This is a genomic window from Kocuria marina, from assembly GCA_014652975.1.
GTDB lineage: Bacteria > Actinomycetota > Actinomycetes > Actinomycetales > Micrococcaceae > Kocuria > Kocuria marina.
Genome location: BMZV01000005.1, coordinates 120,723 through 143,514 on the forward strand (window position 1 = coordinate 120,723; position 22,792 = coordinate 143,514).

19 protein-coding genes and 1 pseudogene are annotated in these 22,792 nt (G+C 69.3%); 13 read left to right on the forward strand and 7 right to left on the reverse strand.

Annotation, left to right across the window (positions count from 1 at the left end; genetic code table 11):
* Positions 1-226: 226 nt before the first annotated feature.
* Genes IE157_RS11220 through IE157_RS11240 form a run of 5 tightly spaced genes read left to right on the forward strand, consistent with a single transcriptional unit; the run spans position 227 to position 8,461 of the window.
* On the forward strand, positions 227-3,961 hold the full coding sequence (locus IE157_RS11220) for a nitrate reductase subunit alpha (RefSeq protein ID WP_064845567.1): 3,735 nt from the start codon (positions 227-229) through the stop codon (positions 3,959-3,961).
* A complete protein-coding gene (gene narH / locus IE157_RS11225) occupies positions 3,961-5,703 on the forward strand; it encodes a nitrate reductase subunit beta (protein ID WP_064845566.1) in 1,743 nt (580 codons plus the stop codon). The genes IE157_RS11220 and narH overlap by 1 nt, the downstream gene beginning before the upstream one ends.
* Positions 5,703-6,398 (forward strand): nitrate reductase molybdenum cofactor assembly chaperone, encoded by a 696-nt coding sequence (narJ, locus tag IE157_RS11230; protein WP_193520011.1) that lies wholly within the window; start codon positions 5,703-5,705, stop codon positions 6,396-6,398. The genes narH and narJ overlap by 1 nt, the downstream gene beginning before the upstream one ends.
* Complete coding sequence (narI, locus tag IE157_RS11235) at positions 6,395-7,201, forward strand: respiratory nitrate reductase subunit gamma (protein ID WP_035964865.1); 807 nt, start codon at positions 6,395-6,397, stop codon at positions 7,199-7,201. Before narJ ends, narI begins: the two co-directional genes overlap by 4 nt.
* A 36-nt stretch (positions 7,202-7,237) precedes the next feature.
* On the forward strand, positions 7,238-8,461 hold the full coding sequence (locus IE157_RS11240) for an MFS transporter (protein WP_193520012.1): 1,224 nt from the start codon (positions 7,238-7,240) through the stop codon (positions 8,459-8,461).
* Positions 8,462-8,505: 44 nt separating this feature from the next.
* Here IE157_RS11240 and IE157_RS11245 read toward each other — a convergent pair whose 3' ends face one another.
* A complete protein-coding gene (locus tag IE157_RS11245; protein ID WP_068468289.1) occupies positions 8,506-8,874 on the reverse strand; it encodes a GntR family transcriptional regulator in 369 nt (122 codons plus the stop codon).
* A gap of 92 nt (positions 8,875-8,966) precedes the next feature.
* Here IE157_RS11245 and IE157_RS11250 point away from each other — a divergent pair, with 92 nt between their 5' ends.
* The 6 genes from IE157_RS11250 to IE157_RS11275 all read left to right on the forward strand — a co-directional run bounded on the left by IE157_RS11250 (position 8,967) and on the right by IE157_RS11275 (position 15,569).
* A complete protein-coding gene (locus IE157_RS11250) occupies positions 8,967-10,061 on the forward strand; it encodes an acyl-CoA dehydrogenase family protein (RefSeq protein WP_318281454.1) in 1,095 nt (364 codons plus the stop codon).
* On the forward strand, positions 10,058-11,392 hold the full coding sequence (locus IE157_RS11255) for a bifunctional PIG-L family deacetylase/class I SAM-dependent methyltransferase (RefSeq protein ID WP_318281455.1): 1,335 nt from the start codon (positions 10,058-10,060) through the stop codon (positions 11,390-11,392). Before IE157_RS11250 ends, IE157_RS11255 begins: the two co-directional genes overlap by 4 nt.
* A complete protein-coding gene (locus IE157_RS11260) occupies positions 11,389-12,333 on the forward strand; it encodes a glycosyltransferase (RefSeq protein WP_098053604.1) in 945 nt (314 codons plus the stop codon). The genes IE157_RS11255 and IE157_RS11260 overlap by 4 nt, the downstream gene beginning before the upstream one ends.
* Positions 12,326-12,790: an SRPBCC domain-containing protein gene (locus tag IE157_RS11265; protein ID WP_064847396.1), complete on the forward strand. Its 465-nt coding sequence runs from the start codon at positions 12,326-12,328 to the stop codon at positions 12,788-12,790. Before IE157_RS11260 ends, IE157_RS11265 begins: the two co-directional genes overlap by 8 nt.
* A 269-nt stretch (positions 12,791-13,059) precedes the next feature.
* Entirely contained in the window at positions 13,060-14,289 is a 1,230-nt protein-coding gene (locus IE157_RS11270) for an MFS transporter (protein ID WP_193520014.1), read from the forward strand.
* Between the two features lie 188 nt (positions 14,290-14,477).
* Entirely contained in the window at positions 14,478-15,569 is a 1,092-nt protein-coding gene (locus tag IE157_RS11275; protein WP_193520015.1) for a pyridoxal-phosphate-dependent aminotransferase family protein, read from the forward strand.
* Between the two features lie 240 nt (positions 15,570-15,809).
* On the opposite strand, the gene IE157_RS11280 is transcribed toward IE157_RS11275, so the two are convergent.
* From IE157_RS11280 to IE157_RS11290, 3 genes are all read right to left on the reverse strand, one after another.
* Positions 15,810-16,364: a type 1 glutamine amidotransferase domain-containing protein gene (locus tag IE157_RS11280; protein WP_064847441.1), complete on the reverse strand. Its 555-nt coding sequence runs from the start codon at positions 16,362-16,364 to the stop codon at positions 15,810-15,812.
* A 144-nt stretch (positions 16,365-16,508) separates the two neighbouring features.
* Positions 16,509-17,471 (reverse strand): aldo/keto reductase, encoded by a 963-nt coding sequence (locus tag IE157_RS11285; protein ID WP_098053601.1) that lies wholly within the window; start codon positions 17,469-17,471, stop codon positions 16,509-16,511.
* An 84-nt stretch (positions 17,472-17,555) separates the two neighbouring features.
* The gene (locus tag IE157_RS11290; protein WP_082943484.1) at positions 17,556-18,491 is read right to left on the reverse strand and encodes a VOC family protein; all 936 of its coding nucleotides are present in this window, start codon (positions 18,489-18,491) and stop codon (positions 17,556-17,558) included.
* A gap of 230 nt (positions 18,492-18,721) precedes the next feature.
* On the opposite strand from IE157_RS11290, the gene IE157_RS11295 reads away from it, so the two are divergent.
* Positions 18,722-19,072: a hypothetical protein gene (locus tag IE157_RS11295; RefSeq protein WP_064847443.1), complete on the forward strand. Its 351-nt coding sequence runs from the start codon at positions 18,722-18,724 to the stop codon at positions 19,070-19,072.
* Here IE157_RS11295 and IE157_RS11300 read toward each other — a convergent pair.
* Positions 19,050-19,736 (reverse strand): hypothetical protein, encoded by a 687-nt coding sequence (locus IE157_RS11300; protein WP_318281456.1) that lies wholly within the window; start codon positions 19,734-19,736, stop codon positions 19,050-19,052. The genes IE157_RS11295 and IE157_RS11300 overlap by 23 nt on opposite strands.
* Positions 19,657-20,136 carry a hypothetical protein gene (locus IE157_RS12975; RefSeq protein WP_318281457.1) on the reverse strand — a complete coding sequence of 160 codons (480 nt, stop codon included), beginning with the start codon at positions 20,134-20,136 and terminating at the stop codon, positions 19,657-19,659. Before IE157_RS12975 ends, IE157_RS11300 begins: the two co-directional genes overlap by 80 nt.
* 10 nt (positions 20,137-20,146) lie before the next feature.
* On the opposite strand from IE157_RS12975, the pseudogene IE157_RS11310 reads away from it, so the two are divergent.
* Positions 20,147-21,297: pseudogene (locus IE157_RS11310) on the forward strand (copper amine oxidase); the annotation flags it as partial.
* Between the two features lie 624 nt (positions 21,298-21,921).
* On the opposite strand, the gene IE157_RS11315 reads toward IE157_RS11310, so the two are convergent.
* A complete protein-coding gene (locus IE157_RS11315; RefSeq protein WP_193520018.1) occupies positions 21,922-22,773 on the reverse strand; it encodes a class I SAM-dependent methyltransferase in 852 nt (283 codons plus the stop codon).
* Positions 22,774-22,792: the final 19 nt, after the last annotated feature.

The following is a 22,792-nucleotide window of genomic DNA, read 5'->3' on the forward strand; positions in this document are numbered from 1 at the left end:
GGGGGGGGGGGGGGGGGGGGGGGGGCGTCTGTGCGGCCGCCGTCGGGACCGGGACGGCGAACCGCGAGACCGCTCCTGAAAACCTCGGGAACCAGCGGCAGCACCCAGGCTTATTAGTCCAGCTAAATATGCCGTATTCCCGCACGTCACACGGGTTCACCGCAATGTTCGAGCCACGCCGAACAAAATACGCATTTTCGATACCAAATCGACCTAGCATGCCGGTATGGCAACCACCGAGACCCCCGCCGGGATCGACGGACCGGCATCAGATGCGCTGTTGAAAATGGGACGTTTCTTCTCCCGCTGGGAGGAGACGCCGGACGGCCGCGCCGTCTTCCGTGAGGGTGGTCGCGCGGGTGACGCCTTCTACCGCAACCGCTGGAGCCACGACAAGGTGGTGCGCTCCACCCACGGTGTGAACTGCACGGGGTCGTGCTCGTGGAAGGTGTACGTCAAGGACGGCATCATCACGTGGGAGGCGCAGGAGACGGACTACCCCTCCGTGGGTCCGGACCGCCCCGAGTACGAGCCCCGCGGGTGCCCGCGCGGTGCGGCGTTCTCGTGGTACACCTACTCGCCCACCCGCGTGCGCTACCCGTACATCCGGGGCGTGCTGTTGCAGATGTACCGCGAGGCCAAGCAGCTCCACCACGATCCGGTGCTCGCATGGGAGTCGATCGTCAACGACCCCGTCAAGCGTCGTGAGTTCCAACAGGCCCGCGGCAAGGGCGGGTTGGTACGCGCGAGCTGGCAGGAGGCCGTGGAGATGACCGCGGCCGCGCACGTGCACACCATCAAGACCTACGGCCCGGACCGGTGCACGGGGTTCTCGCCGATCCCCGCGATGTCCATGGTGTCCCACGCGGCGGGTGCGCGGTTCATCAACCTCATCGGTGGGGTCATGAACAGCTTCTACGACTGGTACGCCGATCTGCCCGTGGCCTCGCCACAGGTCTTCGGCGACCAGACGGACGTCCCCGAGTCCGGGGACTGGTGGGATGCCACCTACCTCATGATGTGGGGTTCCAACATCCCCGTGACCCGCACCCCGGACGCGCACTGGCTCGCGGAAGTGCGCTACCGCGGGACCAAGGTGGTCTCGGTGAGCCCGGACTACGCGGACAACACCAAGTTCGCGGACGAGTGGTTGCCCGCACAGGCCGGCACGGACGCCGCGCTCGCCATGGGCATGGGTCACGTGATCCTCAAGGAGAACTTCGTGGACCGTCGCGTGCGGTTCTTCGAGGAGTACGTGCTGCAGTACACGGACCTCCCGTTCCTCATCTCGCTCGACGAGCGCGCGGACGGCACGGTGGTCCCGGACAAGTTCGTCACCGCGGAGGATCTCGCGGCAGCGGGTGATCCCGCCGCCGCGGGGCAGGCCGATCCCGCGTTCAAGACCGTCCTGCTGGATCGGCACACGCACAAGGCCGTGATCCCGCAGGGCTCCATGGGCTTCCGCTACAACGACCAGGACGAGGGCAAGTGGAACCTGGACCTGGGGGACACCCTGCCCGCACTGTCGATCGCGGATTCGGCCGGGTACGACGGCGGTGTCACCCACCTCGATCTGCCCGCGTTCACCGACCCCACGGGGGCCGGTTCCACGATCCGCCGCGGCGTACCCACCACCACGGTGGCCGGGCGCACGGTGACCACGGTCTTCGACATCATGCTCGCGCAGTACGGCGTGGGTCGCGAGGGCCTACCGGGTGAGTGGTCCGCCGGCTACGACGACGCCCGGACCCCCTACACCCCCGCGTGGCAGGAGGAGGTCACGTCCGTCCCCGCGGAGGCCGTGATCCGCACGGCACGCGAGTTCGCTGCGAACGCGGAGAAGTCCCGCGGACGCTCCATGATCATCCTGGGCGCGGGCATCTGCCAGTGGTACCACGGTGACACCACGTACCGGGCCATCCTGGCCATGCTCATGCTGTGCGGGTGCCAGGGACGCAACGGCGGCGGGTGGGCCCACTACGTGGGTCAGGAGAAGGCCCGCCCCATCACCGGGTGGGCGGCCATGGCGTCCGCGAACGACTGGATGCGTCCCCCGCGGTTCATGATCGGCACCGCGTTCTGGTACATGCACACGGACCAGTGGCGCTCGGACGGGTACTCCTCCGACTCCTTGCAGTCGCCGCTCGCGGAGGGTCACCTGAGAGGCATGCACACCGCGGACGTCGTGGCCCAGTCCACGCGGCTCGGGTGGATGCCGTTCTACCCGCAGTTCCACGAGAACTCGCTGGACGTCGCGGACGCGGCGATCGCGGGTGTGGAACGCGGCGAAGCGGCGTCGGAACCCGAATGGATCGCGGCCAAGCTCAAGAACGGCGAGCTGAACTTCGCGGTCGAGGACCCGGACGCCCCCGAGAACTGGCCGCGCACCCTCGTCCTGTGGCGCTCCAACCTGTTCGGTTCCTCTGCGAAGGGCGAGGAGTACTTCCTCAAGCACCTGCTCGGGACCAGCAATAGCGTGCAGGGGCAGGACCACGCGGAGTCCACGCCGCACGACGTGCGCTGGCGTGACGAAGCACCCGAGGGGAAGCTCGACCTGTTGGTTTCCGCGGACTTCCGCATGACGTCCTCCACGCTGCTGAGCGACGTCGTGTTCCCCGCGGCCACGTGGTACGAGAAGTTCGACCTCTCCTCCACGGACATGCACCCCTACGTGCACGCGTTCACCCCGGCGATCAACCCGCCGTGGGAGGCCAAGACGGACTGGAAGCTGTTCCAGTTGCTCGCGGACGAGGTCGGCAGGCTCTCGGCCGGGCACCTGGACACCCGCAAGGACGTGGTGGCCACCGCGCTGCAGCACGACACCCCGGGGGAGATCGCCCAACCCGGCGGACGCGTGCCCGAGTGGAAGGGCACGGATGTTCCCGCCGTGCCGGGCAAGAACTTGCCCCAACTGAAGATTGTGGAGCGTGACTACACGGCCATCGGGGACAAGTTCGTGGCGCTCGGCCCGCTCGCGGACAAGCTCGGGCTGACCACCAAGAACGTCACGTTCGACGTCACCGGGGTCGTGGACCGGCTGGGCCGTCAGCACGGCGTGTTCGACTCCGGCCCGGCCGAAGGCCGCCCCGCGTTGGACTCGGACGCCCGGATGGCAGAGGCCATCCTGAGCCTGTCCGGGACCACCAACGGTGCGCTCGCGACCCAGGGCTTCGAGACCCTCGAGAAGCGCGTGGGCAAACCGCTCGCGGACCTCTCCCGGGGCTCGGAGGAGAAGGTGATCACCTTCACGGAGACCCAGCAGGCCCCCGTGCCCGTGATCACGTCCCCCGAGTGGTCCGGTTCCGAGACCGGTGGCCGCAGGTACGCGCCGTTCACGGTGAACATCGAACGCCTCAAGCCGTTCCACACCCTGACCGGGCGCATGCACTTCTTCCTGGACCACGACTGGCTCAAGGACATGGGGGAGATGCTGCCCATCTACCGGCCTCCGCTGGACATGCACCGGCTCTTCGGCGAACCACAGCTCGGGGAGAAGGGCGAACTGTCGATCGCGGTGCGCTACCTGACCCCGCACAACAAGTGGTCCATCCACTCCGAGTACCAGGACAACCTGTTCATGTTGTCCCTCTCCCGCGGTGGCACCACTGTGTGGATGGCCCCACAGGACGCCCGCGCGATCGAGGTCAAGGACAACGACTGGGTCGAGTGCGTCAACACCAACGGCGTGTTCGTGGGCCGTGCGGTGGTCTCCCACCGCATGCCGGAGGGCGTGGTGTACGTCCACCACGCACAGGAGCGCACGATCGACGTCCCCAAGTCCGAGACCACGGGCAAGCGTGGCGGGATCCACAACTCCGTCACGCGCATCCTGGTCAAACCCACCCACATGATCGGTGGCTACGCCCACCTGTCCTGGGCCTTCAACTACATGGGGCCCACCGGAAACCAACGGGACATCGTGTCCGTGGTCCGCAAGCGTTCCCAGGAGGTCGAGTACTGATGCGTGTGATGTCCCAAGTTGCCATGGTGATGACCCTGGACAAGTGCATCGGTTGTCACACCTGTTCGGTCACGTGCAAGCAGGCGTGGACCAACCGGGCGGGCACCGAGTACGTGTGGTTCAACAACGTGGAGACCCGCCCCGGTCAGGGCTACCCGCGCCGCTACGAGGACCAGGAGCGGTGGAAGGGCGGCTGGGAACTGAACCGGCGCGGCAACCTCAAGCTCAAGTCCGGTGGCCGGCTCAAGAAGCTCGCGCAGTTGTTCGCGTCCCCGGTGCAGCCGGAACTCGCGGACTACTACGAGCCGTGGACCTACGACTACGAGAACCTGGTCAACGCCCCCGCGAGTGACGACTTCCCCGTGGCCCGGCCCAAGTCCCTCATCACGGGTGAGGACACCAAGATCGAGTGGTCCGCCAACTGGGACGACGATCTCGGTGGCGCCACCGAGATGGGTCACCTGGACCCCGTGGTGCAGAAGCTGCGGGACGAGGCGAACGACCGGATCAAGTTCGAGTTCGAACAGACGTTCATGTTCTACCTGCCGCGGTTGTGCGAGCACTGCCTCAACCCGTCCTGCATGGCCTCGTGCCCGTCCGGCGCCATCTACAAACGGTCCGAGGACGGGATCGTGCTCGTGGACCAGGACCGGTGCCGCGGGTGGCGCCAGTGCGTGACCGGGTGCCCGTACAAGAAGATCTACTACAACCACAAGTCCGGCAAGGCCGAGAAGTGCACGTTCTGCTACCCCCGCATCGAGGTGGGCATCCCCACGGTGTGCGCGGAGACGTGCGTAGGGCGCATGCGCTACATCGGCATCTTCCTGTACGACGCCGACAAGGTCACCCAGGCGGCCGCGACGCCCAACGAGCAGGACCTCTACGAGGCCCAATTGGACCTCATGCTGGACCCCAGCGACCCCGAGGTGATCGACGCCGCTCGCCGGGACGGGATTCCCGAGGACTGGCTCGAGGCGGCCCGCAAGTCGCCTGTGTACGCACTCGCCAAGACCCTTCGCGTGGCCCTGCCGCTGCACCCCGAGTACCGCACCATGCCCATGGTCTGGTACGTCCCGCCGCTGTCGCCCATCGTGGACCTGCTCAAGGAACAGGGCCACGACGGCGAGGACCCGGACAACCTGTTCGGCGCCATCGAGTCCCTGCGGATCCCGGTGGAGTACCTCGCGGAACTGTTCACCGCGGGGGACACCGAGCTGGTCACCCACGTGCTGCGCAAGCTCGCCGCGATGCGCGCCTACATGCGCAACGTCACGCTCGGGGACGAACCGGACGAGTCGATCGCCCAGGCCGTGGGGATGACGGGTTCCGAGATCCGCCAGATGTACCGGCTCATGGCGATCGCCAAGTACGACGAGCGCTACGTGATCCCCGCCGCCCACGTGGAGGACGCCCACAACCTCGAGGAGATCGGGTGTTCCCTGGACGTGGACGGCGGCCCGGGCATGGGCCAGACCGGCGTGTTCGGTGAGGCCTCCGGCCGACCCATGCCGGTCGCCGTCGAGAACTTCGCAGCCTTGCGGGCACGGCAGACGGGCGAGGACCCCACGGGCAACGACCAGTTGGCCGGTCGCGTGAACCTGCTCAACTGGGACGGCAACGGGACCCCCGCGGGACTGTTCCCGGCGCAACCGGAGCGAGATGGGGCGTCGCTCGCGGCGACCTCCGACAACCCGGGTTCGCGACCGGACCAGGGCACCGCCGGGGCGAGCGGGGGCCGGTGATGGGGCTGCTGTCGAGCCTTCTGGGCAGGGCCGGGAAGGGGACCGTGGAGGTGCCCGGGTACCGGGACCGCAACCCGCAGCGTTCCGCGGTGATCCGCCAATCGGCGGCCCTGCTGCTGAGCTACCCGCGCCCCGAGGTGATCGAGCAGCTGCCCCTCGTGGAACGGGCGCTGACCGAGGTGGGCGTGGACCCCGAACAGGTGGCACCCCTGATCCGGTGGCTGCGGGAATCGGACCTGCGGGAGATCCAGGGCGACTACGTCCAGGAGTTCGACCTGTCCCGGCGCCACAGCCTGCACCTGACCTATTGGACGGACGGTGACACGCGCCGTCGCGGCGAGGCCCTGTCCGCGTTCAAACAGGTCTACCGCGCGCACGGGTGCGAGTTCGGGGACGAGGAACTGCCGGACCACTTGCCCGTGGTGCTCGAATTCGCCGCGCGGGTCTCCGGCGAGGACGGTTTCGAGCTGTTGCAGCGCTACCGCCCGTCCCTGGAACTGTTGCGCCTGGCGTTGATCCGAGACGACCTGCCCCAGGCGTGCGCCGTGGAACTCGTGTGCTCCACGCTTCCCGGGCCGTCGCCCGAGGACGAGTCAGCCGTGGCCCGGATGGCCGGTTACGGACCGCCCACCGAGGCCGTGGGCCTGGACGCCTACGACCCCCGCCTGCTGCCCATGACCGGAGGAAACCAGTGAACGTGATCGACACCCTCTTGTGGGGGATCCTGCCGTACGTGGTCATGCTGACCCTCGTGGGAGGGCTGATCTGGCGGTACAAGTACGACCAGTTCGGGTGGACCACGCGCTCGTCCCAGCTCTACGAGTCCCGGTTGCTGCGCATCGCCTCGCCGCTGTTCCACTTCGGCATCCTGGCCGTGCTCGTGGGGCACATCATGGGGCTCGTGATCCCCAAGTCGTGGACGGAGGCGGCGGGTCTGTCCCAGCACGCCTACCACTTCCTGGCGCTGTCCATCGGTTCGGTCGCCGGTGTGGGAACGCTCGTGGGCATCGTGATGCTCATCGTGCGCCGCCGCCGGACCGGGCCCGTGTTCATGGCCACCACGGCCAACGACAAGTTCATGTACGTGATGCTGCTCGGCGCGATCCTGGCCGGTCTGGCCACCACGGTGCTGTCCGTGTTCGACCCGGCCACCGTGGACTACCGCGAAACGGTGTCGCCGTGGTTCCGGTCCCTGTGGATCCTGCAACCGGACGTGGGGGCCATGGCCGCCGCCTCCACGAGCTTCCACGTGCACGTGCTGTGGGGCATGGCCCTGTTCGCGGTGTGGCCGTTCACCCGCCTGGTCCACGCCTTCACGGCGCCGCTGCACTACCTCTTCCGCCCGTACATCGTCTACCGCTCGCGGGGTAACGCCCCGCGTGCCGGTTCCGTGAACTACCGCCGCGGTTGGGAGCCCATCGGCACCCAGGACCGCGCCAGTTCACGACGCCGCACGCGGCCCCCGCGCGAACGCTCCGGTTCCACGCGCGTCAAATAACCCGGCCCCTTCCCCGCCCCACCCCTGAGGAGAGTCATGTCCGCCGTCCCCGCCGCTGAGGCCGCACCGAACCTGAAACAGGGCCAGTTCAGGAACCTCATCCTGGCCACGTTGGCGTCCACCGTGGGTTTCTGGGCGTGGACCATCGTGGGGCCCCTGTCCAAGCGCTACGCGAACGACATGCACCTGAGTCCCGGGCAGACCGCGATCCTCGTGGCCATGCCAATCTTCGTGGGCTCGATCGCCCGGGTTCCCGTGGGTGCGCTCACCGACAAGTTTGGCGGGCGGCTCATGTTCACCGTGATCCTGGGGATCACCGCACCGCTCGTGCTGCTCACGGGTGTGGTGGGTCAGCTCAACAACTTCCCGCTGCTGGTGGTCGTGGCGTTCTTCCTGGGGATCGCGGGCACCGTGTTCGCGATCGGTATCCCGTTCTGTTCCGCGTGGTACGAGTCCCACCGCAAGGGCTTCGCCACGGGCGTGTTCGGTGCGGGCATGGTGGGTACCGCGGTCTCCGCGTTCTTCACCCCGCGCCTGGTCGCCGCGACCGGGTACTTCATGACCCACGTGATCGTGGCCGTCATCGTGGCCGTGAGCGCCCTGCTGTGCTGGTTGCTGCTGCGCGACTCGCCCGCCCGCGCCGGGGTCGTGGCGGAACCGGCCATGCCCAAGCTCAAGGCCGCGTTCAAGCTCAAGGTCACCTGGCAGCTGTGCTTCCTCTACGCGGTGGTCTTCGGTGCGTTCGTGGCCTTCTCCAACTACCTGCCCACGTACCTGGCCAACGTGTACTCGTACGATCCCACCGCGGCCGGCACGCGCACCGCGGGCTTTGCGCTCGCCGCCGTGATCGCACGCCCCGTGGGCGGTACCCTCGCGGACCGCTTCGGTCCCAAGATCATCACCCTGCTCTCGTTCGGCGGCACGATCGTGCTCGCGATGCTCGTGGCCCTCCAACCCAGCGGTGAACACGTCTACGGTCCGCTGTTCCTGCTCATGGCCCTGTTCCTGGGCCTCGGCACCGGTGGTGTGTTCGGCTGGGTGGGTCGGGCGACCCCCGCCAAGAACGTGGGCACCGTGGGGGGGATCATCGCCGCGGCCGGCGGTCTGGGCGGCTACTTCCCGCCCCTGGTCATGGGTGCCACCTACGACCCCGAGAGCAACTCCTACTTCGTGGGGCTCACCCTGCTCGCGGTGTTCTGCCTTGCCGCGTTCTTGCTGGCACTGGTGGTCCGGCACGGGGGGCGCAAGGCCGAGAAGTGAGGTTGGCGGCGTCGTCGTCCGAGGCATGGACGACGACGCCGCTGTCACCCCTCCGAACGGGCGCGCAGCGCGTGCTGCACGAGCGCCATGCACTCCTCGGGGGAGTAGTGCAGCTGCCCGGCCACCTCGTCGAGGTACCGGGCGGCGGCGCGTGCCGCGGCGGCGTCGCGGTCGTCCCGGCCCTGCGCGATGAACGTGCCCTTGCGCCCGCGTGTCTCGATCACGCCGTGGGTCTCCATCTCCCGGTAGGCCTTGGCCACGGTGCCCGCGGACAGCCCCAGCTCGGACGCGAGCGCGCGCACCGGTGGGATGCGGTCACCCACCATGAGTTCCCCGGAGGAGACGTCCCGCAGGACGCATTCCACGAGCTGTTCGTACACCGGTGTGGAAGCGGCGGGATCCACCGTGAACATGCCTTGTCCCCTTCGATCGACTCCCCTCATGGTAGGTGGCCTACCGCTGAAAAGGTGGGGTGGGTGTCCGCCCCGACACGTAGGCTGATGGGGTGTCCGAGCACCCAGAACTTCCCGTCCCCGCCGCGGCTCCGGCCGATCCCCGGGCCGTGCAACGCTTCGTCGATCACGCACTGGACCAGGCGCGCGTACTCGGACGCGACCTGCCCGCCCCGGGGGAGGGCGCCACGCGTGAACTGTGGCGCGAGCTGAGCGCACTGGGCCGCATGGACCTCGCGTACGCGAGGATCATCGAACCCCACCTGGATGCCCTGGCCATCCTGCGCCAGGCGGGCCGCACCGACCTGATCACCGACCGCGACACGTGGGGCGTGTGGGCCGCGGAGGGGTCGGGCGAGCCGTTGCTGGCCACGCCGTCGTCCGCTGCGCACTCGGCCGATGACGACGCCGCCGACGGTCCGCACTGGACCCTGACCGGGACCAAGCCCTGGTGCTCGCTCGCGGGTTCCGTCTCACGCGCCGTCGTGACCGCGCACGTCACCGACGAGGTCGGGGAACCCACGGGACACCGTCGGGCATTCGTCGTGGCCACGGACCACCCGGGATTCCGGCCCGAGGCCGCCGCGGGGTGGACGTCCCGCGGTCTCGCCGAGGTCGTCACGGTACCCGTCCGTTTCGAGGGCGTTCCGGCGCAACCGCTCGGCGCGGACGAGTGGTACCTGACCCGCCCGGGCTTCGCGTGGGGCGGGATGGGCGTGGCGGCCGTGTGGCTCGGCGGCGCACAGTCCGTCGCGGATCTGCTGTGGTGCAAACTCGTGCGCCCCGCACGCCCCGTCGACGACGTCGCTCGCACCGCCCTCGGGCAGCTCGACCTCACGCTCGGCGCGGCTCAGGCCGTCCTGGACCGTGCGGCCGCGGCGGTGGACCGCGGCGAGGCCACGGGTGAGCACGGCGCCGCATGGGCGTTGCGCGTGCGCCGCACGGTGGCCGACGCCGCCGACACCGTGATCCGCGTGGTCTCCCGCGCCACCGGGCCCGGTCCGCTCACGGGGGACCCCGCACACGTGCGGCGGGTCGAGTCCCTGCAGGTCTACATCCGCCAGGACCACGCCGAGCGGGACACCGCCGCCCTCGGACGCACCCTGCTGGAGCTGGTCCAGGATGGGTCGGAGGAGACCCCGTGGTGAGCTTCGACCACCGTGATCCGGGCACGCCCGAGGCCGACTGGGCCCGCTGCGGCGCTCTGCACCGCGCCCCCGAGGTGGACTTGACCGGCGTGGACCGGGTCGTCGTGTTCGCGGCCCACCCGGACGACGAGACCCTGGGGGCCGGCGGCACCATGCACCGGCTCGCGGACGCGGGAGCGGATGTGCGGGTGGTCGTGGCGACCCTGGGGGAGAACTCCCACCCGGATTCACCGACCCACACGCCCGAACGATTGGCCGCATTGCGCCACGAAGAGCTCGCCGCCGCGGTGCACACCCTGACCAGCACGGACACCCCGCCGGAGTACCTCGCCCTGACCGACGGCGGCCTGACCGAGGATGAACTGTCCGAGCCGGTGGCCCGTCATCTCGAATGGCTCGAGCAGGGGGAGCAGCCGTTGGTGATCGTCACGTGGGAGGAGGACGGGCACACCGACCACGAGGTCCTGGCCCGCACGGTCGTCGCGGCCGCCGGGGCGCGGGGGGTGCGCTGCCTGCAGTACCCCGTGTGGTTCTGGCACTGGGGTTCCCCCACGCGCCTGCCGCGCGGGCTCGTGCGGGTCCCACTGGACGACGCCGCTCGCGCTGCCAAGCGCTCCGCCCTGGCCCACCACGTGACCCAGGTGCAGCCGCTGTCCGACCGGCGGGGGGACGAGGTGCTCCTAGGCCCCCACGTGCTCGAACACTTCGATCGTTCGGTCGAGTTTTTCGTGCTCGGCACGCCCGATCAGCGGACCGTGTTCGACCGTGTGCACACCGCGAGCGCGGACCCCTGGGCCGTGGACACCTCGTGGTACGAGCGGCGCAAACGGGACGTGCTACTCGCGTGCCTGCCGCGGGAGCATTACGGCAGCGTCCTGGATCTGGGGTGCTCCACGGGCGCCCTCACGGTGGAACTGGCCCGGCGCGCGCGTTCCGTGACCGCGGTGGACGCGAGCGACGTCGCCCTGAGCGCCGCCCGCACCCGGCTCGAACGGAAGGGCGTGCCGAACGTGGAACTCGTCAGCGCCGTGCTGCCGCGCGATTGGGACGAGGACTGGTCCCCGCGAGAGCTGATCGTGGTGAGCGAAATGGGGTACTTCTGCTCGCCCGAGCAATGGCGCGAGCTGTTGCGGCGTTGCGTGGCGGCGCTCGCGGACGGCGGGCACCTCGTGCTGTGCCACTGGCGGCACCCGATCGCGGACTGGCCGCTCGACGGCGCGGACGTCCACCGAGAGGCTCGGCGCACTCCCGGGCTGCACGGGGTGCTGAGCCACCGCGAAACCGATTTCGTGATCGAGGTCTTCGCGCCCGTTCCCGCGGAGAACACGTGATCCGCCGGATCGCCGTGATCATCCCGGCGTGCAACGAAGAGGACCGCGTGGGCCGGTGCCTCGAGTCGGTCGCCGGTGCGATCGCGGGGCTGGGTCATGATCCGTCGTTCGCACGGTCCGAGTGGGCATCCGCCGACGACGTCGCCGGGCCCGCTCCCGGCACGTCCCGAATCGATGCCATGCCGCCCTTGTGGGGGGCGCCGCGCGGTGTGGGGACGGGCGACGTCGAGGTCACGGTCGTGCTCGCCGCGGACGGCTGCACGGACCGGACGGTGGAGCGCGCGCGCCAGGCGTGGGCGGTGCCGAACCGGGACGGTGGCCGAGCCCGACTGGAGATCGTTTCGGGGCAATGGCACAGCGCCGGGGGAGCGCGCGCCGCAGCAGCCCGGCAGGCGCTCGCGGCGTCGGACCCGGAGTGGATCGCCTCCACGGACGCGGACACGGTGGTGCCCGAGAACTGGCTGCGCTACCAGGTGCAGCGCGCGGGCGCCGGTGTGGATGCGATTCTCGGGACCGTGGAACCGGACCCGACGGAGTGTCCGCCGCACGTGTACGAGCTGTGGCAGCGCGAACACACGCTCGTAGAGAGCCACCCGCACATCCACGCGGCGAACATGGGTGTGCGCGCCTCGTTCTACGAGCACACGGGCGGTTTCCCACCCCTGGCGTGCAGCGAGGACGAAGCCCTGCTGGCTGCACTGCACCGAGTGGGCGCACGGGTCGAGGCCACGGACCGGATCCGTGCGGTGACGTCGGGGCGGCTCGAAGGACGTGCGGAGCTCGGGTTCGCGCATCACCTGCGGACGCTCTCACTGCCGCGGGAGGAATCGGAGTGGCGCGCGCCCGCTTCGCCCATCGCAAAAACGCTTGAAGGGCCTCCCTCTCCCGTGGCTAACGTAGAAACCATCAGCATCGTCAATCAGGAGGTATGCCATGAGTGAGAAGTCCATCACCGTCAGCCGTCTCATCGACGCCCCGGCGGAGGAGATCTTCGAGATCTTGACACTGCCCGCCAAACACCCCAGCCTGGACGCCTCCGGGACCGTCATCTCTGGCACGGACCAGCGCATCCAGAACGTCGGCGACGTCTTCGTGATGAACATGCACGCCGAGATGATGGGCGGGGACTACAAGACGGAGAACCACGTCACCGGTCTGGACCCCAACAAGCTCATCGCGTGGAAGCCCTGCCCCGAGGGCACCTCCGTGGAGGACAACGGCTGGGAATGGGTGTACGAGCTGCAGCCCGAGGGCTCGGACTCCACCACCGTGACCCTCACCTACTCGTGGGAGCACGCCAACCCCAAGGTGACGAAGAAGATCAGCTTCCCGCTCTTCGGCGAGAAGGTTCTGGAGGAGTCCCTCGAGCGGCTCGCCTCCACCGTCGCCGGCTCCTGACACCCCGCGGAGCGGTGTGCCCCGCGCCAGAATGACCGTTCGCCCGCGTCCTCCCGAGGGAGGACGCGGGCGTCGTCGTGTCCGGGCGCGGTGCCGCCGCTTCCGCGTGACTCCCGCACGACGCCGCACGGAAACCTCGCGCGGGAGCGGCCCGGGCCCGGGCGCGCACCGGGCGTACCCTGGCCGAGGTCGTGCACGCATGGTACGGCCGGGCCCGGGAAGACGCAGCTGCCCGGGCAGGACAGTCGCAGCAGGAGGTGCACCCGGGTATGGGATCGTCACGCAGGGTGTGGGAGGGCTACGACAAGGGGAGCTCGGGCTATCGGCGCATTCTCGTGGCACTGCTGTGCGCGGGCGTGGCCACGTTCGCCCAGCTCTACTCCGTGCAGGGCGTGCTGCTCATCATGGCCCAGGACCTCGACATCGACGCCGCCCAGGCCGCGCTCGCCGTCTCCACCGCCACGCTGGGTCTCGCCGTGGGGGTGATCCCGTGGTCGCTCGTCTCGGACCGCTGGGGACGACGCTGCGCCATGGTCGCCGCGATCAGCTGCGCCGCCGTCCTGGGCGTGCTCATCAACGTCATGCCCACGTTCGAATCCCTCGTGGGCCTGCGGTTCCTGGAGGGCGTGGCCCTGGGCGGGATCCCCGCGGTGGCCATGGCGTACCTCGCAGAGGAGGTCAATCCGCGCTATGGGGCCGTGGCGGCCGGGACCTACATCTCCGGGACGAGTCTGGGCGGGCTCTCCGGGCGCATCGTGGCCGCCCCGCTCGCGGACTTCTTCGGCTGGCGCGTGGGGACGAGCGTCGTCGCGCTGATCGCCGCCGCCGCGGCCGTGACCTTCATCCTGTTGATCCCGCGCCAGCGTGGTTTCACGCCCCAGCCCGTGCGGCTCACGGGGGAGCAGGGGCTGATCGCGCACCTGTGGGTCAACCTCAAGGACGCGCGCCTGGTGACGCTCTACCTGCAGGGATTCCTGCTCATGGGTGGTTTCGTGGCGGTGTACAACTACATCGGTTTCCACCTGGGGGATGAACCGTTCAACGTGCCCCAGAGCGTGGTGTCCCTGCTGTTTCTGGCCTATCTCTCCGGGACATGGTCCTCCGCGCGGGCGGGAAGCCTCGCCGATCGCTTCGGCCGCCGCCCCGTGTTGATCACCGCGGCCCTGATCATGCTGGGCGGTCTGCTGCTCACGGTCCTCCCGTGGCTGCCGGTGATCGTGGCGGGATTGTTGGTGTTCACCGCCGGATTCTTCGCGGCGCACTCCGTGGCCAACGGATGGGTTCCCGCCATGGCCACCGAGGGGCGGGCCCAGGCGTCCTCCCTCTACACACTCTTCTACTACGGCGGCTCCTCCGCGCTGGGGTACGCCGCCGGCATCGCGTTCACGAGCGCGGGCTGGGGCGGGGCGACCCTGTGCATCGGTGCGTTGATCGTGATCGCGATCGTCCTGGCCGCCATCTTCCTGCCACGCCGCCCGGTGGCACCCAGCGGGAACTGAAGTGTGCCGCCGGGTAACGTACGACGGAACCCGAGCGGCGTCGTCGTGTGATACCCACCGGGTGGTGAATCGCGCGGCCCGGGGCCCTGGGCCTACGCTGGACGTAACCCGGAACACGTCCGATGGGCCCGCACGTTCCGCGGGCGAACCCCGGTCCGCCGCGGCGGTGCCAGTAAGGAGACCCAGTCATGAGCCAGATCCTCATCCGTCACCTCTTCGGACCCGGCCCCACCAACCCGTATCCGGAAGCCACCGAGGCGCTGGCCCGGCCGCTGCTGGGCCACCTCGATCCGCAGTTCCTGGAGATCATGGACAGTGCATGCGACGGTCTGCGCGCGGTGTGGGGCACCGAGAACCGCCGTACGCTTCCGCTCTCCGCGACCGGTTCGGCCGGGATGGAAGCGGCGTTCGTGAACTTCGTGAACCCCGGAGACCCCGTGGTGATCGCGGTCAACGGTCTGTTCGGGGAGCGCATGTGCGACGTCGCCTGCCGGTGCGGCGCGGACGTGATCCGCGTGGACTTTCCCTTCGGCGAAGCCGTGGACGCGGAGAAGGTCGCCGCGGCCCACCCCTCGCCCAAGATCATCGCGGCGGTGCACGCGGAGACTTCCACGGGCGTGCGCTCGGACATCGCCGCCCTGGGCCGGATCAAGGGTGACGCACTGCTGCTCGTGGACGCCGTGACCTCGATCGGCGGCATCGAGCTCAAGGCGGACGAGTGGGGCATCGACATCGGCTACGCCGGGACCCAGAAATGCCTGGGTGTGGCTCCGGGGCTCGCGCCGTTCACGGTGTCCGAGCGCGCGTGGGAGCGCCGGGTCGAGAAGCCGCGCTCGTGGTACCTGGACCTCGGCATGCTGGGCGGTTACGTGGGGGAGGCCTCCGGTTCCAGCCGCACCTACCACCACACCGCGCCCGTGGCGATGGTCGCATCCCTCGAGGCGGGTCTGCGCCGTGTCCTCGACGAGGGGCTCGACGCCGTTCGCGAGCGTCACGAGGCCGCCGGCCGCGCGCTGCAGGACGGTTTGGAGGCCATGGGCCTGGAACTGTTCGCGGCGCAGGGACACCGCTTGCCGGAACTGACCACGGTCAAGGTGCCAGAGGGCGTGGACTCGGCCGCGGTGCGCAGGGAACTGCTCGAGAAGTACGACATCGAGATCGGCGCCGGTGTGAAGGAGTACACGAACACGGTGTGGCGCATCGGGCTCATGGGTCCGAACGCCGCCCCGGAGTCGGTCACGCTGATCCTGGGTGCGCTGCGGGAGGTGCTGGGCCGCTAACGGGCGCCGAGCCCGCCCATTTCGGGGAACATCTGTGCTGCGATAAGACGCGAAATCGGGGTTCTGACGTGCGTGGTGCAGCACAGAAGTTGTGCGCACCCGCCGACGCCCTCATCCGCAGCACCCTCGCTGGCCCGCCGCCACCCGCACGGACAGCGGTCCACCGCACACGACCCCCGACGACGCAGTGGGCCCCGCCGGATCCGGCGGGGCCCACTGTGCGTCGGTGCAAAGACGGGGTCAGATGCTCAACTGCTCCTTGATCGCACCCACGAAGGCCTCAAGGTCACCGGGGTCGCGGGAGGTGATCAGGGTCCACTCGTTGGCGGGGCACACCTTGACCTCCTGGTCCACCCAGTTGCCGCCGGCATTGGTGATGTCGGTCTTCAGCGACGCGTAGGACGTGAGGGTCTTGCCGTCCACCACGCCGGTCTCCACGAGCAGCCACGGGCCGTGGCACAAGGCGGCCACTGGGCGGCCGGAGGACGCGAAGGACTTCGCGATCTCCTGCGCGTCCTCGTTCAGGCGCAGGGCGTCCGCATTGAGCGTGCCGCCGGGCAGCAGCAGCAGGTCGTACTCGGACTCGTTGACGCTGGAGATGGTCTGGTCCACGGGGAAGGTCTCCCCCCGGTCCCAGTCGCCCACGAGGGACTTCACCTCGCCGGTCTCGGGGGCGGCCACCGTGACCTCCGCCCCGTCGGCCCGCAACTTCTCCAGGGGCACCTTCAACTCGTCCTGCTCCACGCCCTGGTTGGTCACCAGAACGAGAATCTTCTTGCCGGATAGTTCAGCCATTGTCGAGAATCCTTTCTCTTGGGTCGCGGTTCCACTGTGGCACCGCGGCACTTTCCCTGGCAAGGGTGTCCCCGCCGGTTCCGCTATTAGCGACACGATCATGACGCCGCCGCGCGGCGTCTGCTGCGTGCACCCAGCGTCCCCTCACGCGAAGGGCTGCGACACCCGGTCCAGTGCGGCGATGTCGTCCGCGCCCAGGTGCAGTGCGGGCGCCGCCACCAGCGAGGACAGCTGCGCGGCGGAGGATGCGGAAGCAATGGGTGCGGTGACGCCCTTGGCGAGCAGCCATGCGAGGGCCACGGTGGCCGGCTCGGCGCGGTGCCTGTCCGCCACGGAGACCAGTTCCTCCACAACCGCGAAACCCTCGGGGGAGACGTACTCCCGGGCCATCTGCTCGCGGGCCGCTCCTTCGAGGTCATCGGTGGTGCGGTACTTGCCCGTGAGGAAGCCGGAGGCCAGGGCGAAGTAGGGGAACACGGCAGCGTCGTACTCCCGGGCGATCGCGGCGTAGTCCCGCTCGAAATCGCGGCGGTGCACCAGGTTGTACTGCGGCTGGATGGCCGCGGGCACCGCCAAGCCGCGCTCGCGGGCCACCGTGAAGAACTCGCGCATGCGCTGCGGCGAGTAGTTGGACAGCCCTACCGCGTGCACGCGCCCGGAGTCCACGAGCTCGTGAAAGGTTTCCACTTGCTGCTCGATGGGCGTGTCCGCGTCGTCATAGTGTGCGTAGTAGAGGTCCACGTAGCCGGTCTGCAACCGATCGAGGGACGCCTCGAGAGAAGCCACCACGGTGTCGTGGGCCAGGCCGCGAAACCGCGGGTGCGCACCGGTCTTGGTCGCGAGCACCACGGAGTCACGGTTGCCGCGCGCCGCGAACCAGCGCCCCAGAACCGTCTCGGACTCCCCGCCCTCGTGGCCCTCGGCCCACACGGAGTACATGTCGGCGGTGTCCACGAAGTTTCCGCCCGCGGCCACGAAGGTGTCCAGGACGTCGAAGGACTGCTGCTCGTCGCTCGTCCACCCGAACGTGTTCCCGCCCAGGTTCAGCCGGAAGATCTCCTGCTCGATCCCGGCGATCCGTGCGGTGGTGGGTGCGTGCTGGCTCATGGGAACCTCCTGCGGTGGTGTGGTGGCCGGTCGGGGCCTTTTCCCTGGCGACTGTAGCAAGCCGACATTACGGGGCGGGCAGTGTCAGGCGACGCCCGGCTCGGGGGCCTGCGCGACCTGGATGAGAGTGCGCCAGGGGTCCTCGAAGCGCAGCACGGCGCCGTCGTGGCGGGTGGCCACGCGGTGGTCCGTGAGGCGCTCCTCCAGCGCGGCGATGTCCTCGCCGGTGGGGAGGTCGATGTTGACCTGGCCCAGGCCCAGGGACGCGGCGCGCGGACCGGCGCCCGCGCTGTTCCACGTGTTCAAAGCGATGTGGTGGTGGTAGCCGCCGGCGGAGATGAACAGGGCGGACCCGGCGTCGCTCATCACCTCGAAGCCGAGCGTGTCCACGTAGAACTCGCGCCCGGTGGAAATGTCGCCCACCTGCAGGTGGACGTGACCCAGCGTGGAGGCCGGTGCCGTGGTCGGCTGTGGCACCTCCAGGGGCAGATTCGTGCGCAAGAACTCGTTCGGGTCCAGATAGTTGGAGGCCAGGCTGAGCAGGCCGTTCGCCTCGCGCTGCCACGTCTCACGGGGGCGGTCCGCGTAGAGCTCCACGCCGTTGCCCTCGGGATCCGTGAAATAGAACGCCTGGCTGTAGAGGTGGTCCGCGGAGCCCGTGAAGGTGCCCGGTGCGAAACGGGCCATCGAGGCCAGCGCGCGGGCCAGGGCGTCGTCGTCGTCGAAGAGCACGGCGGTGTGGAACAGGCCCGCCTGGTTCGGGCGCCAGGACGGCAGGTCCGTGACGCGGCGCAGGCGCACGACCACGCGGCCGTCGTGGCCCAATACGGCGGTCTCCCCGGAGTGCTGCAGCACGTCCAGGGTCACGCCGGTGGAGTAGTAGGCGATCATCCCGTCCAGGTCCTTCACGAGCAGCTCCACGGCACCCATGGTGGTGCCGTCGGAGAGCAGGTCGTCCGCCGGGCGGCGGCGCAGGCTGCGGGGATCGGGGCGCTGGATGAGCAGGGACACGGGAACCACTTCCTTGTCGGGGGACGGCCCAGGAGGCCGCCGGAATACTCAACATATTACCTAAGAAATAGTTACTGTCGCAAGTATATCCGGACAAAAACATGGATGCACGTCAACAAAAAGCCACCTTGTGATGGGCCAATCATCACGTCGCCCCTCGGGCGGCCAATCGACCCTGACCACTCGGCCGAGCCCTGGTCGACGGGTCTGGGTGTGTCGAGCAGAGAGGGGGCAGACCCGTGGGAGGGTTTCTGGACCGGCGCCCCGAGCAGTTCCTCGCCGCCTGCTGGCAGCACCTGGGCCTCACGGCGCTGGCCACGGTGATCGCCCTCGTGCTCGTCCTTCCCCTGGGCCTTGCGCTGACCCGCGGCCCGCTGCGTCGATTCGGGCGTCCCGTGCTCGTGGCCGCGGGCATCGGAGAGGGGGCACCCGCCATCGGTCTGATGGTGCTGCTGGCGTGCGTCCCGGGCTTCGGGGTCTGCTCCTCGGTCGCGGGCCTCATGGCCTGTGCGGTGCTCCCGGCTCTACGGGTCTTCACGGCGGGGCGGGCACCCCCGCGGTGGGTGGTCAGCCGCCCTGCTCCTGGATGATCGCGATCTTCTGCCATACCTTCCGCGCCATGTCCGACGTGAGGGCCTCGATGCCCTCCACGGCGTCCAGCACGTCTGCGTCCGTGGTGTCCTCTGCGAACAGTGCGGCGGTCTTGCCCACGAGCGAGAGCATCTCCGTGCAGTAGTCCAGGTACTGGGTCATCTGTGCGCGCGTCAGTGCCAGTTCGTCCTCCCGCGCGTCCTCGGTGTAGACCCTGGCGGCGGGCAGGCGCTCCGGGACCTTCACGAGCTGGTGCATGTCGATCACGTGGGCGAGCGAGCGCAACCGGTGCACCACGCGCAGCACGTGGGCGCGCTCCAAGCGTTGCGGCACCGCGAGCAGGAAGAAGATGGCGATGCCCGCGAAGACGAGGTCGTTGACCACCGTCTCCAGCAGGGGTAGCCAGTCCACCGGGCCGAGGGCGTCCGGGTCCGCCCAGATGCTCAGCGCCGCCAGGGTGATGGCGGTGCCGAAGACGAGCAGCACCACCAGGACGCCCAGCCGGGACAGGGCGCGGGCGGTGCGGATCCGGCGCCGGCTGATGCCACCACCCTCGGTGACCTCGTCCACCAGGGCGATCAGCTCACCGCAGACCTCCCACAGGCTGCGCTGGGGGAAGCGGTAGTAGATCCTGCGCTGCAGGGCGGCCGCGGACGCGCGCACGGCCTGGTCGTCCAGGTGCTGGTAGCGGCTCTCGGGCGGTGGCCCGTCGTCGTGGTCGTCGGGGCGGGCGGGAAGCGGGCGGGGCGAGCGCATCCCAGTAGGGTACGTGACCTGCCCGCCCTCGGCGCATGTAGCGGTTGTTGCGCGCGGCGCGGGCGGGGTCGTGGGCTGCTCCCTGCCAGAACGCCATGACCACGCTGGCCTCGTCCAGGGGCATGACCTTGCGGCAGAACGCCACCAGCGCGCCGAGTCCGGACAGCCCCGCGGCTGCGCGCTCCGCCCTCTCGTTGGTGCGCTCGAAGACGTGGGTGCAGGTGGCCTCCAGCAGGTCCGCCTTGTCCGCGAAGTAGGTCTTCAGGGCACCGTTGGCGTAGCCGGCCCCGGCGGAGATCTGGCGCATGGTCACCGCGAAAGACGCCGTCGTCTCCGCGACCAACCGCGAGGTGGAGCCCGTCGTGGAGCGGGACACCTCCGTGACCGGTGAGCTGCCGGTGCTGGAGGAGGAGTTCGAGATGGTCGAGCAGATCTACTCGACCGACAAGCGCTGGCTCGCCGCGCTGGAGCGCCGCGGCCTGCCCGTGGAGAAGGTCCGGGTGGCACCGCTGTCCGCGGGCGTGTTCGAGTACCCGAAGGAGAAGGGGCGGCGCATGCTGCGCGGCCTCCCGTTCCTGCAGAAGGAGGATCACAAGCCCGCGTGGACGTCACCAGCCACATGGTGGGCCAGGTGCTGGACCTCGAGCTGGCGCCCGTCCCGGAGGAGCACGGCGAATACTCGGACCCGGAGCTGATCGGGCCTCGTGCACCACCCAGAAGCCCATCGAGATCATCCAGCCGGAGGGCCCGTTCTTCACGGTGACCGGCGGCAACCACGCGGAGTGGGAGAAGTGGAGCCTGGACCTGGGCTTCGACATGCGCAAGGGGCTGGTGCTGCACAACATCGCGCTCGAGGACAAAAGGCAGAAGCACCGCATCCTGGACCGCGCGGCCATCGCGGAGATGATGGTGCCCTACGGTGATCCATCCCAGGTGCGCTCCTGGCAGAACTACTTCGACGCCGGCGAGTACCTGGTGGGCCAGTGGGCCAACTCGCTGGAGCTCGGCTGCGACTGTCGGCGAGATCACCCACCTCTCGCCCGTGGTGGTCACCGGACGCGGTGAGCTGCGCGAGATCGCACCGAGGCTGGGTGCGCCGTGGCGCCAGCACCTGTTCTCGGCGCGCCTGGACATCGCGCTCGACGGCGGCCCCTGCCGCCTGGAAGAGGAGGAGGACGCCGTGCGCGTGTCCCTGTCCTCGGACGTGAGCCTGCGCGGCAACGCGTTCACGCGCAAGTGCACCGTGCTGGCCACCGATAGGGAGGCCATGCAGGACGCCGACGCGGCCGTGGGCCGCACCTGGGTCGTCTCCAGCGCCGAGCACCCCAATCGTCTGGGCCACCCGGTCGCGTACAAGCTGCGCCCCGAGGGTTTCTTCGACCGCTCGCCGGTCCTGGACGTCCCCACCCCCACAAAGGGCCACTGCTGCGCGGGGGAGCAGGAGCAGTCCTCCTGCTGCGAGTCGTAGGACCACCCGCGCCGGTCTGTGCCGGCAGTGCGTGATCGAGGCGCCCACCCTTGGCGGGGGGCGTGCGTCTCCCGACGGCGCCGTACCCGGCCTGTGTGAGGCGGGGGCTGGTGTCATGCCGGGCGGTTCGTTGAAGAACGGCTTGCCGATCCCATTGCCTCCGGGGCGCTCTCCACACCTCGGCGGCCACTCTTCGCATCGTCACCATCGAAACGGGCCGCGGGACACCCCGACAGTTCCGATCGGAAGAACTGCCTTTGACGCCACCCGTCTGCTGGGAGTGCTTGAAAACTTGCCAAAATCTCGGTTAGACCTCTCACATGGGCAACTATGCAACTCGCCATGCCCTGTCTGCGAGGCGAGGTGCCAGAGGTCTACGGACGGATTGGCGAAGCATTCGACGTCCTCTTTGGGCGGGCGGAGCACGACCCCACCCGGCCTTCGATTGAGAGTTACCGACGTGAGGGCGAGATCGACTGTCTCGTGCCCATCGTTCGGCAGCTCGAATGACAGGTCCTGAATCGCCTGGACAGGCCCCGCCGCGAGAGTGTGTTTCGCTCACGCAACGTGCCCACCACGACTGGAGCCATGAAAACCCCGCTGTCCGCGGCTCGCTGAGGGTGATCAGACCCTTGCGCATCGTGCTGCGAAGTCGGGGCGGGCGATGACCTCCCCGTGGGGCATGCAGAACCAGGCGTCGGGGGAGTGGCCCCAGTCCTGCCAGGCGAAGGCGATCTGCTCGACCTCGTCGGGGGAGAGGCCCTCTTCCCGCGCTCGGTCGGCGAAACCCGAGGTGCGGACGCGCTCGGCCTGGGAATCGCCCCACCAGCGCGTCGACTCGGGGGTCGCGTAGGTCCATGTGGAGGACTGGGCGGTCTCGACGTCGAGCCCGGCCTCGTGCGCCCAGGCCCGCAGCCGCCGCCCGGCATCCGGTTCGCCGCCCAGAGCCCGGGCGCTCGCGCAGTACGTCTCCCGCCAACGGTCGAGACCCGCGCTCTCGGGGTGCCAGACCATAGCGCCGTAGTCGGCGTCGCGGCACGCGATGATTCCGTCCTCGGCGCAGTGCATAGCCATCGCGCGCAGCGCCGCCACGGGGTCGGGAACGTGCTGGAGCACCTGGTGGGCGTGGACCACGTCGAAGGAACCGGTCTCGACGCCCACGGTGAAAAGGTCGGAGGCGAGGAACGTGGTGGTCGTGTCCGCCCGCCTCCGCGCGTTCTCACGTGCCGTGGCGACGGCGTCCTCGGAGAAGTCGACGCCGACCACCTGCCCGGTGGGGCCCACGAGCTCCGCCAGGTCCAAGGTGATTGAACCGGGGCCGCACCCCAGGTCCAGAATTCGCATTCCGGGGCGCAGGCGGTCGAGGAAGTAGGCGCAGCTGGTCGCGGCCGTCCGCGTTCCGTGGGAGGCGAGGACCGCTGGCTGGTGGCCGTGGCTGTAGCGGAGAGGCTGGGCGGAATCGGATGGGGTGGTCATGAGGGAACGGTAGGGCGTA